This is a genomic window from Bradyrhizobium macuxiense (assembly GCF_007993935.1).
GTDB classification, from domain to species: domain Bacteria; phylum Pseudomonadota; class Alphaproteobacteria; order Rhizobiales; family Xanthobacteraceae; genus Bradyrhizobium; species Bradyrhizobium macuxiense_A.
Genome location: NZ_VITY01000019.1, coordinates 136,747 through 149,775 on the forward strand (window position 1 = coordinate 136,747; position 13,029 = coordinate 149,775).

Annotated in this window: 13 protein-coding genes; 10 read left to right on the forward strand and 3 right to left on the reverse strand. The window is 66.0% G+C overall.

The window, feature by feature from the left end; genetic code table 11:
• Positions 1-4 precede the first annotated feature (4 nt).
• The 8 genes from FBZ93_RS36220 to FBZ93_RS36255 all read left to right on the forward strand — a co-directional run bounded on the left by FBZ93_RS36220 (position 5) and on the right by FBZ93_RS36255 (position 8,635).
• Positions 5-763 carry an SDR family NAD(P)-dependent oxidoreductase gene (locus FBZ93_RS36220; RefSeq protein ID WP_146992177.1) on the forward strand — a complete coding sequence of 253 codons (759 nt, stop codon included), beginning with the start codon at positions 5-7 and terminating at the stop codon, positions 761-763.
• Between the two features lie 187 nt (positions 764-950).
• Positions 951-1,757, forward strand: coding sequence for an enoyl-CoA hydratase/isomerase family protein (locus tag FBZ93_RS36225; RefSeq protein WP_146992178.1), 807 nt, complete (start codon positions 951-953; stop codon positions 1,755-1,757).
• A 41-nt stretch (positions 1,758-1,798) separates the two neighbouring features.
• The gene (locus FBZ93_RS36230) at positions 1,799-3,667 is read left to right on the forward strand and encodes an AMP-binding protein (RefSeq protein ID WP_146992179.1); all 1,869 of its coding nucleotides are present in this window, start codon (positions 1,799-1,801) and stop codon (positions 3,665-3,667) included.
• A gap of 111 nt (positions 3,668-3,778) precedes the next feature.
• Entirely contained in the window at positions 3,779-4,906 is a 1,128-nt protein-coding gene (locus FBZ93_RS36235) for an acyl-CoA dehydrogenase family protein (RefSeq protein WP_146992180.1), read from the forward strand.
• A 13-nt stretch (positions 4,907-4,919) separates the two neighbouring features.
• Entirely contained in the window at positions 4,920-6,167 is a 1,248-nt protein-coding gene (locus tag FBZ93_RS36240; RefSeq protein ID WP_146992181.1) for an acyl-CoA dehydrogenase, read from the forward strand.
• Between the two features lie 29 nt (positions 6,168-6,196).
• Complete coding sequence (locus FBZ93_RS36245; protein ID WP_146992182.1) at positions 6,197-7,441, forward strand: acyl-CoA dehydrogenase; 1,245 nt, start codon at positions 6,197-6,199, stop codon at positions 7,439-7,441.
• Between the two features lie 2 nt (positions 7,442-7,443).
• Positions 7,444-8,154 (forward strand): nitroreductase, encoded by a 711-nt coding sequence (locus tag FBZ93_RS36250; protein ID WP_146992183.1) that lies wholly within the window; start codon positions 7,444-7,446, stop codon positions 8,152-8,154.
• A gap of 70 nt (positions 8,155-8,224) precedes the next feature.
• Positions 8,225-8,635 carry a hypothetical protein gene (locus tag FBZ93_RS36255; protein ID WP_146992184.1) on the forward strand — a complete coding sequence of 137 codons (411 nt, stop codon included), beginning with the start codon at positions 8,225-8,227 and terminating at the stop codon, positions 8,633-8,635.
• Here FBZ93_RS36255 and FBZ93_RS36260 read toward each other — a convergent pair.
• Complete coding sequence (locus FBZ93_RS36260; protein WP_146992185.1) at positions 8,632-9,636, reverse strand: helix-turn-helix transcriptional regulator; 1,005 nt, start codon at positions 9,634-9,636, stop codon at positions 8,632-8,634. The two genes, FBZ93_RS36255 and FBZ93_RS36260, sit on opposite strands and share 4 nt — an antisense overlap.
• Before the next feature lie 83 nt (positions 9,637-9,719).
• Between FBZ93_RS36260 and FBZ93_RS36265 the strand changes: the two genes are divergently transcribed.
• Together FBZ93_RS36265 and FBZ93_RS36270 are read left to right on the forward strand one after the other, a co-directional pair.
• Positions 9,720-10,373 carry a glutathione S-transferase family protein gene (locus FBZ93_RS36265; protein WP_146992186.1) on the forward strand — a complete coding sequence of 218 codons (654 nt, stop codon included), beginning with the start codon at positions 9,720-9,722 and terminating at the stop codon, positions 10,371-10,373.
• 14 nt (positions 10,374-10,387) lie between these two features.
• Positions 10,388-10,822, forward strand: a complete 435-nt coding sequence (locus FBZ93_RS36270; protein ID WP_146992187.1) for a DUF6157 family protein — start codon at positions 10,388-10,390, stop codon at positions 10,820-10,822.
• 118 nt (positions 10,823-10,940) lie between these two features.
• On the opposite strand, the gene FBZ93_RS36275 is transcribed toward FBZ93_RS36270, so the two are convergent.
• Positions 10,941-11,726 carry an enoyl-CoA hydratase/isomerase family protein gene (locus tag FBZ93_RS36275; RefSeq protein ID WP_146992188.1) on the reverse strand — a complete coding sequence of 262 codons (786 nt, stop codon included), beginning with the start codon at positions 11,724-11,726 and terminating at the stop codon, positions 10,941-10,943.
• A gap of 11 nt (positions 11,727-11,737) precedes the next feature.
• Positions 11,738-12,850, reverse strand: a complete 1,113-nt coding sequence (locus tag FBZ93_RS36280; protein ID WP_146992189.1) for a cyclic nucleotide-gated ion channel — start codon at positions 12,848-12,850, stop codon at positions 11,738-11,740.
• Positions 12,851-13,029: the final 179 nt, after the last annotated feature.

Consider the following 13,029-nt stretch of genomic DNA (forward strand, 5'->3'; position numbering starts at 1 on the left):
TCTCATGCAGTTGAAAGACGTTGCCGTTCTCATCACCGGCGGTGGCTCCGGCCTTGGCGCCGCAACCGCGCGCGCCATGGCCGCCAAGGGCGCCAAGATCGGCGTGATCGACCAGAACAAGGAAAACGCCGAGAAGGTCGCCAGTGAGGTGAAGGGCGTTGCCCTGCACGCCGACGTCACCGACGAGGAAGCGATCAAGGCGGCGATCGCCAAGGCCGAGGCCGCGCACGGCATCGCGCGCGTCTTGATGAATTGCGCCGGCATCGGCGGTTCGCAGCGCATTATCGGCAAGGACGGAACGTACCCGCTGGCCAAGTTCGTCCGCATCATCAACGTCAATTTGATCGGCACCTTCAACGTGCTGCGGCTGTTCGCCGAACGCCTCGCCACCGCCGAGACGATCGGTGAGGAGCGTGGCGTCGTGATCAACACCGCGTCGGTCGCGGCCTATGAGGGCCAGATCGGCCAGATCGCCTATTCGGCCTCGAAGGGCGGCGTCGTCGGCCTCACGCTGCCGGCCGCGCGCGACCTCGCCAGCCTGAAGATCCGCGTCAACACCATCGCGCCCGGCCTGTTCCTGACGCCGCTGCTGATGGGTCTCAACGAGGAAGCCCGCAAGAGCCTCGGCGCCCAGGTGCCGCATCCGGCCCGCCTCGGCGACGCGTCGGAATACGGCAACCTCGCCGTCCACATCGTCGAGAACCCGATGCTCAACGGCGAGACCATCCGTCTCGACGGCGCCATCCGCATGGCGCCGCGCTAGCGCGAGCGCCGCCTCTTGCCCTCCCCCCTTGCGGGGGAGGGCGGCAGCGAAGGCTGCCGGGAGAGGGGTTCTCTCCGCGGCCACCCCTCTCCGAAGCGAATACGCGGCACCGACGCGCATGCCCTCTCCCGCAAGGGGAGAGGGCGCATCAACCGGCACCGCATCTGCAGATGCAGGAGTGTGACGCGTGACAAATCCGCTGCTGATCGAACATCACGACGGAGTCGATTGGGTCACACTCAATCGACCGGAGAGCCTGAACGCACTCGATCCGTCGTTGATCGATGCGCTCAACACCTATTTCCAGGGCCTGCAGCGCAATCGCGACACCCGCGTCGTGGTGCTGAAGGGCGCCGGCGCGAATTTCTGCGCCGGGCTTGATCTCAAGCACGCGATGGCCCGCCGCGGCGGACAGACCGAGCCGCCGAGCGTCGCTGACTCCTTGGACTCGCAGCGCCGCATTGCCGACATCGTGATGCTGATGCGGCGCGCTCCGCAGCCGATCATCGCGCTGGTGCAGGGCGCGGCCGCCGGCGGCGGCTTTGCGCTGGCGCTTGCCGCCGACATCCGCATCGCGGCGAAGAACGCGCGGATGAACTGCGCCTTCATCAAGCTCGGCTTAGGGGGCTGCGACATCGGCACCAGCTATTTCCTGCCGCGCCTCGTCGGCGTGTCGGTCGCCTCCGAATTGATCCTCACCGGGCGCTTCATCAACGCCGATCGCGCGCTCGCCGTCGGTCTCGTATCCGAAGTCGTCGAGGCCGCCGATCTCGATACCGCTGCCAATCCCTATGTCGACGCGATGATGACGGCCGCGCCTGTCGGTCTGCGCCTCTCGAAGGAATGCATCAACATGAGCGTCGATGCCGGCTCGATCGAGGCCGTGATTGCGATGGAGGATCGCAACCAAGTGCTGTGCAGCCGCTCGGAAGATTTCCAGGAGGGCATCAGGGCCTTCCTTGAGAAACGAAAGCCTGTCTATATCAGGCGCTGAGAACAGATCCTCAAAAGGACAAGAATTCCGGGAGACGCAAAATGGATGGAGACGCGGCGATGCTGACGAAACCCGCCTTTCGCAAGGTGGATTGGCTCGCGCGTGACATCGCGATTGAACGGCGCGCCGACGGCACCGTCGTCCTGAAGTCGCGGATTCCGCTCCAGGCCTATGAGACGCACATCCCGGCCTATCTCGCCAAATGGGCGACGCGGGCGCCGGAGCGCATCTGGCTCGCGCAACGCGGCGGCCCCGACCGGCAGTGGCGCAAGGTCTCCTACGGTGAAGCCAAGCGCACCGTCGATGCGCTGACGCAAGGCCTGCTCAACCTCAGCGTTGCCGACGGCCGGCCCGTCGCGATCCTCTCGGGCAATTCGATCGAGCACGCGCTGATGACGCAGGCCGCGATGCAGGCGCGGCTGCCGGCCGCGCCGGTGTCGCCGGCCTATTCGCTGATGAGCCAGGATCATCTCAAGCTCAAATATCTCTTCAACCTGATCAAGCCCGCCGTCGTGATGGTGCAGGATGGACCTGCCTTCGAGAAGGCGCTGAAGGCGATCGACCTCACCGGTATCACGGTCGTCCACGTGCTGCGCCCTTGCGAGGGCATCAAGAGCGTGGCCTTTGCCGAGCTCGCGGCAACGCCTGTCACGGCTGATGTTGACAAGTCGATCGCGAAGATCACGCCCGACACGGTCGGCAAGCTGCTGTTCACCTCGGGCTCGACCGGCATGCCCAAGGCCGTCATCAACACCCAGCAGATGATGTGCGCCAACGCGGCGATGATGATGCAGGTGCGGCCGCGTGAAACGGCAGGGCCGATCCCGACCGTGCTCGACTGGATGCCGTGGAATCACACCATGGGCGGCAATGCTGCATTCAATCCGGTGCTGGTCGATGGCGGCACGCTCTACATCGACGATGGCCGGCCGATGCCGGGCCAGCTCGAGGAGACCATCCGCAATCTGCGCGAGGTCTCGCCGACCTATTACGCCAACGTGCCGGCCGGCTATGCCGCGCTCGCGGCCGCGATGGAGAAGGATGAGGCGCTGTGCCGAAGCTTCTTCAAGAATCTCTCGATCATGGCATATGGCGGCGCCCGCCTGCCCGACGATCTCTATGACCGCATGCAGGCGCTGGCGGTGAAAACGACCGGTGAGCGCATCGTGTTCTACACGGGCTGGGGCTCGACCGAGACCGCGCCGACCTCGACCGGCACTTATTGGGACACCGAGCGCGTCGGCCTGATCGGCCTGCCGTTCCCCGGCGTCGAGCTGAAGATGGTGCCGTGCGGCTCGAAGTTTGAATTGCGGCTGCGCGGCGTCAACGTCACGCCGGGCTATTTCGGCCAGCCCGATCTCACGGCGAAGATGTTCGACGAGGAAGGCTTCTACTGCATCGGCGATGCCGGCGTGTTCGTGGAGCCTGCGGATCCGCTGCAGGGCATCATCTTTGCCGGCCGCGTGGTCGAGGACTTCAAGCTCACCACCGGCACCTTCGTCCATGTCGGCTCGCTGCGTACGGACGCGATCGCCGCCGCGACGCCGGTCGTGCATGATGCGCTGGTGGCGGGGCAGGACCGTGAGTTCATCGGCCTGCTGTGCTGGCCGAACCTGCATGCCTGCCGCCAGCTCGTCGGCAATGCGGATGCGAGCTATGAGGAGGTGATCCGGCATCCCGACGTGATCGCCTGTCTCGAGAAGGGCCTGCAGGCGCACAACGCGTCCACCACCGGCAGCAGCATGCGGATTGCGCGTGCGATGCTGATGGTCGAGCCGCCATCGATCGACGGCAACGAGCTCACCGACAAGGGCTACATCAACCAGCGCGCCGGCCTCGAACGCCGCGCCGCACTGGTGGAGAAGCTCTACGCCGGCAAGCCCGGCGACGACGTGATCATCTTGAACTGATCGTAGGATGGGTAGAGCGCAGCGAAACCCATCACTCCTGACGAAACAACCGATGGGTATCGCTTCGCTCCACCCATCCTACGAAAAACAACAGCAACGCGGGTAAACGCCATGAATTTCGATTTCTCCGACGAACAGAAGCAGATGCGCGACGAGGCGCGGAAGTTCCTCAGCGAGCAGTGCCCGCCGAAGGCCGTGCGCGAGGTGCTCGACGGCAAGGCGCCTTACGACAAGTCGCTGTGGAAGGGCCTCGCCGAGATGGGCTTCCTCGGTGTCGCGATCCCTGAGCAGTTCGGCGGCGCGGGCGCAGGCCATCTCGAGCTTTGCGTGATCGCCGAGGAAATGGGCCGCGCGCTGGCGCCGGTGCCGTTCTCCTCGACGGTCTATCTCGCCGCCGAAGCGATCCTGATCGCGGGCAGCGACGCACAGAAGCAGAAATGGCTGCCGAAGATCGCCTCGGGCGACGCCATCGGCACGCTGGCGCTGTTCGAAGGCAAGGGCAATCCCTCGCCGAAGGCGGTCAAGGTCACGGCCAATGGCGGCGTGCTCAACGGTGTCAAGAAGCCGGTCGCCGATGGCGCGATCGCCGATTTCGCCGTGGTCGCGGCGCGCACCGGCTCGAGCGGACGCGAGTCCGACATCTCGCTGTTCATCGTCGACCTCAAGGGCGCCGGCGTCGAGGTGAAGCCGCTGACCAACATCGACCTCACCCGTGGCCAGGCCGAGATCACCTTCAAGGATGCCAAGGCCGAGCCGCTCGGCGCCGCCGGCGAGGGCTGGAGCGTGATCACCCAGGTGCTGGATCGTGCCGCCGTGCTGACCGCGTTCGAGCAGGTCGGCGGTGCTGACCGCGCGCTGGAGATGGGCCGCGACTACGCGCTCGACCGTATCGCGTTCGGCCGTCCGATCGGCTCGTTCCAGGCGGTCAAGCACATGCTGGCCGACATGTATGTCTCGGCGACGCTGGCGCGCTCGAACTGCTACTACGGCGCCTGGGCGCTCTCGACCAATGCCGGGGAATTGCCGGAGGCGGCGGCCGCCGCGCGCATCAGCGCGACGCAGGCGTTCCAGCACTGCGCCAAGAACAACATCCAGGTTCACGGCGGCATGGGCTTCACCTGGGAGTTCGACTGCCACATGTACTATCGCCGCGCCAATGCGGTCGCGCTCGGTCTCGGCAGCCTGTCCTATTGGGAAGACGCGCTGATCGACCGCATGCGCAAGAAGAACGCGGCGTAAGCGAGGTACAGTCATGAATTTCGACGATACCCCGCAGGAGGCCGCATTCCGCGCCGAGGCGAAAGCCTGGATCGCGGCCAATGCGCCGAAGCAGTATGAGGACGAGCTGCGCAAGGCCTCGCTCGGCCGCGTCGCGCTCAAGGGCGCCAACATCCTCGAGGTCGCCAAGGCCTGGCAGAAGAAGAAGGCCGACGCCGGCTGGGCCTGCCTGCATTGGCCGAAGGAGTATGGCGGCCGCGGCGCGTCGCCGATCGAGCGTGTGATCTGGCAGCAGGAGGAGGGCCCGTTCGGCCGCCTGAGCTCGATGTTCATCATCGGCCACGGCATGTGCGGCCCGACCATGATGGCGTTCGCTGGCGAGGAGCAGAAGCGGAAATATCTGCCGCCGCTCGCCTCCGGCGAGAAGATCTGGTGCCAGCTGTTCTCCGAGCCCGCCGGCGGCTCCGACGTCGCCGGCCTGCGCACCCGCGCCGAGAAGCATGGCGACGAATGGGTCATCAACGGCCAGAAGATCTGGACCTCGGGCGCACATTATTCCGACTACGGCATCCTGCTGACCCGCACCGATCCTGATGTCGCGAAGCACAAGGGCCTGACCATGTTCTTCCTGGACATGAAGAGCCCGGGCGTCGAGGTGCGGCCGATCAAGCAGGCGAGCGGCGCGTCCGACTTCAACGAAGTCTATTTCACCGACGTGCGGATTCCGGACACGCAGCGGCTCGGCAATGTCAATGACGGCTGGAACGTGTCGCTGACCACGCTGATGAACGAGCGGATGTCGATCGGCGCCGGCGTCGCCACCGGCTTCCCCGAGCTGTTCGACTTCTGCAACAGCCTGATGCTGGAAGATGGTCCCGCGATCGAGAACCGCGCGGTGCGCTCCAAGCTCGCCAACTGGGCGGTGAAGGCGAGCGGGCTGAAATACACCAGCATGCGCGCGATCTCCGCGCTCTCCCGCGGCGAACGTCCGGGACCGGAGAACTCGATCGGCAAGCTGGTCGCCGGCTCAATGATCCAGGACGTCGCGACCTACGCGCTCGATCTGCAGGGCGCAGCCGGCGCCTTGAGCGGGCCCGAGGATGCCGAGGTCGCCGGCAAATTCCAGGCGATGCTGCTGCGTGCGCCGGGCACCCGTGTCGAGGGCGGCACCGACGAGATCATGCGCAACATCATCGCCGAACGTGTGCTGGGTCTGCCCGGCGACATCAGGGTCGACAAGGACGTTCCCTTCAACAAGATCCCGACCAAGGGCCGCGCGTAACGGCGCCGGAACAACGAGAGAGGTTCGCCATGAATTTCGATGACACGCCGCAGGAAGCCGAATTCCGCGCCGTTGCCCGCAAATGGATCGCCGCCAACGCGCCGAAGGAATTCGAGGAGGAACTCTCGAAGTCCTCGCTCGGCCGCATCCGGCTCGCCAAGCACAACATGGTCGAGGTCGGCAAGGCCTGGCAGAAGAAGAAGGCGGAGGGCGGCTGGGCCTGCCTGCACTGGCCGAAGGAATATGGCGGCCGCGGCGCCACCCCGATCGAGCGCGTGATCTGGCAGCAGGAAGAAGGCGTCTACGGCAAGCTGACGCAGCCGTTCCAGATCGGCGAAGGCATGTGCGGCCCGACCGTGATGGCCTGGGGCAGTGAGGAGGCCAAGCGCCGCTATCTGCCGAAGCTCGCTGCGGGCGAGGAGATCTGGTGCCAGCTGTTCTCCGAGCCGTCGGCCGGCTCAGACGTCGCAGGGCTTCGCACCCGCGCCGAGAAGAAGGGCGACAACTGGGTCATCAACGGCCAAAAGATCTGGACCTCAGGCGCGCATTACTCCGACTACGGCCTGTTGATCGCGCGCACCGATCCGAATGTGCCGAAGCACAAGGGCCTCACGATGTTCTTCCTCGACATGAAGAGCCGCGGCGTCGAGGTCAGGCCGATCAAGCAGGCCAACGGCATGCAGGAGTTCAACGAGGTCTATTTCACCGACGTCGTGATCCCGGACAGCCAGCGCCTTGGCGCCGTCGGCGAAGGCTGGAGCGTGTCGCTGACCACGCTGATGAACGAGCGCATGTCGATCGGTGCGCGCCTTGCGACCGGCGTGCCCGAGATGTTCGAGTTCTGCTCGAACCTGATGCTGGAAGATGGCCTTGCGATCGACGATCCGGCGGTGCGCTCCAAGCTTGCGAGCTGGGCGGTGAAGGCGAGTGGGCTGAAATACACCAGCTACCGCGCGATCTCGGCGCTGTCCAAGGGCGAGCGGCCAGGTCCGGAAAATTCCATCGGCAAGCTCGTCTCCGGCCTGATGCTGCAGGACATCGCGACCTACGCGATGGACCTCGAGGGCGCCGCCGGCAGCCTCACTGGCACTGATGAGGAACAGGCCAACGGCCAGTTCCAGCAGATGCTGTTGTCGTCGCCCTCGATGCGTATCGCCGGCGGCACCGACGAGATCCTGCGCAACATCGTCGCCGAGCGCGTGCTCGGGTTGCCGGGTGATATCCGGGTCGACAAGGACGTGCCCTACAACAAGATCCCAACCAAGGGGCGCTGAGCATGGATGCGAAAACGAACACGCGCTATTCATCCGAGGACCGCATTGGCGCGCTCGAGGAGTTGCTCAACGAGCGCTACTCGGTGCGCGCGTTCCTGCCGCGCGAGGTGCCGCGCGACGTCATCGAACATATCCTCAGCGTCGCGCAGCGCACCGCGTCCTGGTGCAACAGCCAGCCCTGGCAGGTGCTGATTGCGAGCGGAGAGGCCAAGGAGCGCTTTCGCAAGGCGATCTATGCCGAGGCTGCGTCCGGCGCCAAGGACGACCACGACTTCACGCCGCCGCGCGAATATGTCGGCGTCTATCTGGAACGGCGCCGCGAGAGCGGCTTCCAGCTCTACAACACGCTCGGCATCGCGCGCGGCGACAAGGCGGCCTATTCAAAGCAGGCCCTGGAGAACTACAATTTCTTCGGCGCGCCGCATGTCGCCGTCATCCACACCAACGAGCCGCTCGGCATCTATGGTGCGATCGACTGCGGCGGCTATGTCTCGAACTTCATGCTGGCCGCGCAGGCGCTCGGGCTCGGCACCATCCCGCAGGCCGCGCTCGCCCGCCATTCCGGCTTGATCCGCCGCCATTTCAACCTGCCTGACGACCGCCGGGTTGTCTGCGGTATCTCGTTCGGCTATGCGGACCATGCGCACAAGGTGAACAGCTACCGCACCTCGCGCGCAACTGTGGCTGATACTGTCACATTCGTTGATGTATAGTTTCCTCAAGGCGGGATGTATCCTCCCGCCGAGGACAAGAAGAAGCGACAAGAAAAACCCAAGAAGAACAATGGCGAATAACGCCACTCCGACGCCGGCCGAGATCAGCTGGCAACTGCACCGCCTGCCTGCGCTCGATCGCGACGCGTTCATCGCCGCGCATTATCTGGGACAGCCCGTTGCCTGGAAGACCCGCTTCTTCGACGCGATCGACTGGGGCGCGGGCCAGGTGCTGCAATTCAGCTTTCTGCAACGCGGCTGGCACCGCCATTCGCGGCTCGACAACCCGATTTATGCCTATATCGACGTCGAGCAACATCCGGAAACACGCGGCCTGCGCCGCGGCCGGCGGATCGATCTCCAGGGCACGATCAAGGGCGTCGATTTCGTGACCGGGATTACGCTGACGCTCGACAAGTTCGAGATCCTGCCGGTCAATTTTCTCGACCGCTTCGTCATCAGCTCCGACAGCCGGTACTAGCCCTTGCGTCCTGCCGCCGCGCGGCGCGGCGGCGCATCGGCGTAGCGTGCGGCCATCGCGCCGGTGAGTTCTGCCATCTTCTCGCGCAGCCCGTCGGGCGCGATCACCTCGACCTCGGCGCCGAGCCGCAGCAGCTCGGTCGCGGCATGCCACACCGTCTTGCCGACCGGCATGGTGGCGATATGCCAGCCGTCGGCGTCGGTGCCATCGGCGAGCTGCATCCGCGCCTTCACGTAAGGATGCGCCAGCGCATCGAACAGCTTCAACCCGAGCGGCGACAGCCGCACCGTGGCCTCGTTCGGATGCAGCTCGGCCTCGAGCCGCTCGATCGAGGCGCGCCAATAGGAAGCGAGGTCGAAGTCCGCCGGCCGCGCGAACGGCGTCTCCAGGACGGTGCAATCCAGCACGCGCGCGACGCGGTAGGTGCGCACATTGCCGTCGACGAGGCCCGCGAGATACCAGCTGCCGCCCTTCAGCACGAGGCCGAGCGGCGCCGCGCGCCGCCGCTTCTCGGCCTTCCAGCTCTGGTAGCGGATCTCGATCAGGTTTTCGCGCAGCACCGCGCCGGCAATCGCGCGCAGATGCTTCGGCTCCTCAGACTCGCCGAACCAGTTGGGCGCGTCGAGGTGGAAGCGCTGCTGCAATCGGTTGGCGTTGGAGCGCAAATTCTCCGGCAGCGCCGCCATCAGCTTGGTCTGCGCCGCGGCCATCGCGGCATCGAGGCCGAGCGCGGCGGCGGGCCCCGGAAGCCCGGCCATGAACAGCGCCTCGGCCTCGCCCTGCGACAGGCCGTTCAGTCGCACCCGGTAGCCGTCGAGCAGGCGGTAGCCGCCCTCGGCGCCGCGATCGGCATAGACCGGCACGCCGGCGGCAGCGAGCGCGTCGATGTCGCGATAGATCGTGCGTACCGAGACTTCGCAGGCTTCCGCCAGCTCAGGCGCGGTGACCTGTCCCCGCGCCTGCAGGGTGGTCAGGATGGAAAACAGCCGGCTCGCGCGCATGGGAAAATCATACCTGACGCAGGATGTCAGGTATAGGCGGACATAAGGAGGCCATGCCCCTGTCGGCGCAAGGAGACCTGCCCATGACTACCGCTGCAACCACCGACCGCGTCACGCTGTATTACTCGCCGCAGAGCCGGGCCACCGGCACCCGCGTGCTGCTGGAGGAACTCGGCGCGCACTACGACCTGCACATCCTCAACATGAAGGCGGGCGAGCAGCGCAAGGACGCCTATCTCGCCATCAATCCGCTCGGCAAGGTGCCGGCGATCCGCCACGGCGACGCGCTGGTGACCGAGCAGGTTGCGATCTTCATCTATCTCGCCGATCTGTTTCCGCAGGCCGGCCTGACGCCGGCGCTGGACGACCCGCGCCGCGGCCCGTATCTGCGCTGGATCGCCTATTACGGCTCCTCATTTGAGCCCGCCGTGATCGACCATTTCATGAAGCGCGTGCCGGCGCCGATCACGCAGTCGCCCTATGCCGATTACGACACCATGCTGGGTGCGCTCGAGGCGCAGCTCGCCAAGGGGCCCTATCTGTTCGGCGATGAGATCACGGCGGCCGACATCCTGTGGGGCGTCGCGCTGAGCTGGACCATGATGTTCGGCATCGTGCCGAAGAGGGACGTCTTCGTCCGCTACGCCGAACGCATCACCGCGCGCCCGGCTTTTGTCCGGATCTCGAAGGCCGACGATGAGATGGCGGCGCAGCATGCGGCCGCCGTGGGAGTGTGATACGGATCGTGCCGATGGCGAAAGTCCTGCACAGCACCAACTGCTTCAACACCCTGATCCGCGTCGCCGAGGATTGCCCGGCACAGCGCGGCGAGGAGCCGCAGCCGCGCGGCGGCCAGCCGACGGTCGCCGTGCTGCAATTCCGGATGATTTCAGGCGCGCCCTACAAATACACCTCCGATGACGTGGTGTTCGCCACGTCGTCGGCCGGCCGCGCGCTTGATGCGAAAGCCGCGAAGAAAGAGCGTAGCCTCGCCAGGGAGATCTTCTTCTCCCGCGGCCAGGCCTGCATGCGCGCCTCGCCGCTCGGAAAACGCTTCGGCTGGGGCGTGCACGCCGATGCCGAAGGCCGCATCGCGATCTACGCCGTCGACAGCAAACGCTACCAGGCGCTGGCGCACGACCCTGACATCACGCAGACCCGCGCGATGCGGTCGAAGCGAGCGTGAGGTGCTCCCCGCGTAGCGCGTCTCGAAGGATGCACGGCCACCAGCTGGGCCGTCGACCCTTCGAGGCTCGCTCCGCTCGCACCTCAGGGTGACGGTATTGGTAGCGCCATGCGCCGCGCTAAAACCTCGGCGCCCGCTTCTCGGTGAAGGCCTTGATGCCCTCCTTGATCTCGTCGCCGCGCATGCTGTCGCGGTGGCGGGCGTCGGCGGCGGCCTCATCCAGCTCGCCGCGGGCGAATTCGTTGATCGCGCGCTTCATGCCGGCCATCGCCTTCGGCGCATTGCCGGCCAGGATCGTCGCAAGCCTGTCGACCTCCTCGTCGAGCAGGTCGAGCGACACCATCGCGGTGAGGTAGCCGATCCGCAACATCTCCGGCGCCGTGATCTTCTGCGCGGTCAGGAACAGCATCTTGGCGTTGTCGACGCCGAGCCGCGTGACGTAGCGCTGGATACCGCTCTTGTAGTAGTGCAGGCCGAGCCGCGCCGCCGGCATGAACATCTCGGCGGTATCGACGCCGATGCGGAAGTCGCAGGCGAGCGCAAGATCGGTCGAGCCGCCATAGACGCCGCCATTGAGCCGGCAGATCGTCGGCACGCTCAAATCCTCGAGGCGGTTGACCACGACCTCGAACGCCGAACCCGCGCTCTGCTGCTCATTGGCGCTCACCGCACGCTCGGCCACCGAGTTGAGGTCGTAGCCCGCCGAGAATGCGCGGCCGGTTCCGGTCAGCACCAGCACCCGGATCGCAGGATCGGCCTCGATGCGGTCGAACAGGCGGACGAGCTCGCCGAGGTCCTCGGCCTGCAGGCGGTTGAGATGCTTCGGCCGGTTGAGGCGGATCGTGGCGCGCGCGCCCGCAATTTCGAGCACGGGTCCGCTGGCGGTGTCGGCCGCATCAGCCATCTTGGTCTCCATCATTGGTTCTCACGTTCGCGCCGCTTCGCCTCGGCGTCGATGGTCTCGGCGAGATCGGGATGCCTTGCCATCAACAGGCGGAAATCGACCAGGTCAAGCACCAACAGCCGGGTCACCTTGCTGGTCGCGACGCTGGCGCCGCGCTTGGCGTTGCCGAGCAGCGCCATCTCGCCGAAGAACGCGCCTTCGCCGAGCTTGACCTTGCGTCCGGGCAGGTCGACCTCGACCTCGCCGGCGGCGACGAAATACATGCAGTCGCCATTGGTGTCCTTGCGGATGATCATGGTGCGCGGCGGCAGGTCGATGGTCCGCAGCACCTGGGTGACGTCGGCGATCGCGGCGGGGCCGAGATGCGCGAAGAACGGCACCTTGCTGACGGTCTCCCAGGTTTTCAGGAAATTGTCGCGGCGGGTTTCGTTGGCAAAGCCGGTCGCCAGAATACCGGTCCACAGCCCGAACACGCCGAGGCCCGAGATCATCACCATGGCGGCGACCATGCGGCCGAGCGGGGTGATCGGCACCACGTCGCCATAGCCGGTCGTGGTCAGCGTCACCACCGCCCACCACAGCGCCGCCGGCACGCTGCCGAAGGTTTGCGGCTGGACGTCCCGCTCCAGGAAGTATTCGGCGACCGAGGCCAGGAACACCACCATCAGGAAGATCACGAGCACGCTGAGCAGCGGGCCGGATTCGACCACCAGCACGCGGCGGAGCTGGCGCAGGCCGGGAATGCCGGGCACCACCTTGAGCACCCAGAGCACGCCGAGCAGCCATGCGGTCTTCGGCTCGAGGCCGGCGAGCAGCGCCAGCGGCACCGCCAGTGCGCCGATCGCATCGACGATGCCGGCGCTGGACAGCTGGTAGAACCAGAACTTGTCCTGCCGCCGCATGTGACGCAGCCGCACCAGCCATTCGAACACGAAATAGGCAAGGCAGGCCCACAGCAGCGCATCGACCCAGTGCGGCACCGCGTCATAGGCCGGCGCGACCGTCAGCAGCGTCATCATGGCGACGCCGACCGTGACCGCGACATAGGCCGCCGTGGTCATGTTGCGGCCGGCGGTGGCGGAAACGAAGCGCGTCAAGGCCGGAAGGACGAGCGGCTTGGACATCGGAACGGAGCTTGCCTGTCGCTGAACTGCTGGAATCAAGGCCCTGCGAGCGGCGGAGCCTGTGTCACAAACTGCCTCTCCCGGTTGAGGCCGTCAACGCGCAGGCCGCGACGGCATGATCGCGGCGAAGTCCCATATGCTGGACAAATGGCCTAACCATGTTGGCCCGTTTTTGCGCC

Coding starts and splice junctions, on each gene's coding strand:
- FBZ93_RS36220 (WP_146992177.1), top strand. CDS start 5: ATGCAGTTGAAAGACGTTGCCGTTCTCATCACCGGCGGTGGCTCCGGC.
- FBZ93_RS36230 (WP_146992179.1), top strand. CDS start 1,799: ATGGATGGAGACGCGGCGATGCTGACGAAACCCGCCTTTCGCAAGGTG.
- FBZ93_RS36235 (WP_146992180.1), top strand. CDS start 3,779: ATGAATTTCGATTTCTCCGACGAACAGAAGCAGATGCGCGACGAGGCG.
- FBZ93_RS36240 (WP_146992181.1), top strand. CDS start 4,920: ATGAATTTCGACGATACCCCGCAGGAGGCCGCATTCCGCGCCGAGGCG.
- FBZ93_RS36245 (WP_146992182.1), top strand. CDS start 6,197: ATGAATTTCGATGACACGCCGCAGGAAGCCGAATTCCGCGCCGTTGCC.
- FBZ93_RS36250 (WP_146992183.1), top strand. CDS start 7,444: ATGGATGCGAAAACGAACACGCGCTATTCATCCGAGGACCGCATTGGC.
- FBZ93_RS36255 (WP_146992184.1), top strand. CDS start 8,225: ATGGCGAATAACGCCACTCCGACGCCGGCCGAGATCAGCTGGCAACTG.
- FBZ93_RS36260 (WP_146992185.1), bottom strand. CDS start 9,636: ATGCGCGCGAGCCGGCTGTTTTCCATCCTGACCACCCTGCAGGCGCGG.
- FBZ93_RS36265 (WP_146992186.1), top strand. CDS start 9,720: ATGACTACCGCTGCAACCACCGACCGCGTCACGCTGTATTACTCGCCG.
- FBZ93_RS36270 (WP_146992187.1), top strand. CDS start 10,388: ATGGCGAAAGTCCTGCACAGCACCAACTGCTTCAACACCCTGATCCGC.
- FBZ93_RS36275 (WP_146992188.1), bottom strand. CDS start 11,726: ATGGCTGATGCGGCCGACACCGCCAGCGGACCCGTGCTCGAAATTGCG.
- FBZ93_RS36280 (WP_146992189.1), bottom strand. CDS start 12,850: ATGTCCAAGCCGCTCGTCCTTCCGGCCTTGACGCGCTTCGTTTCCGCC.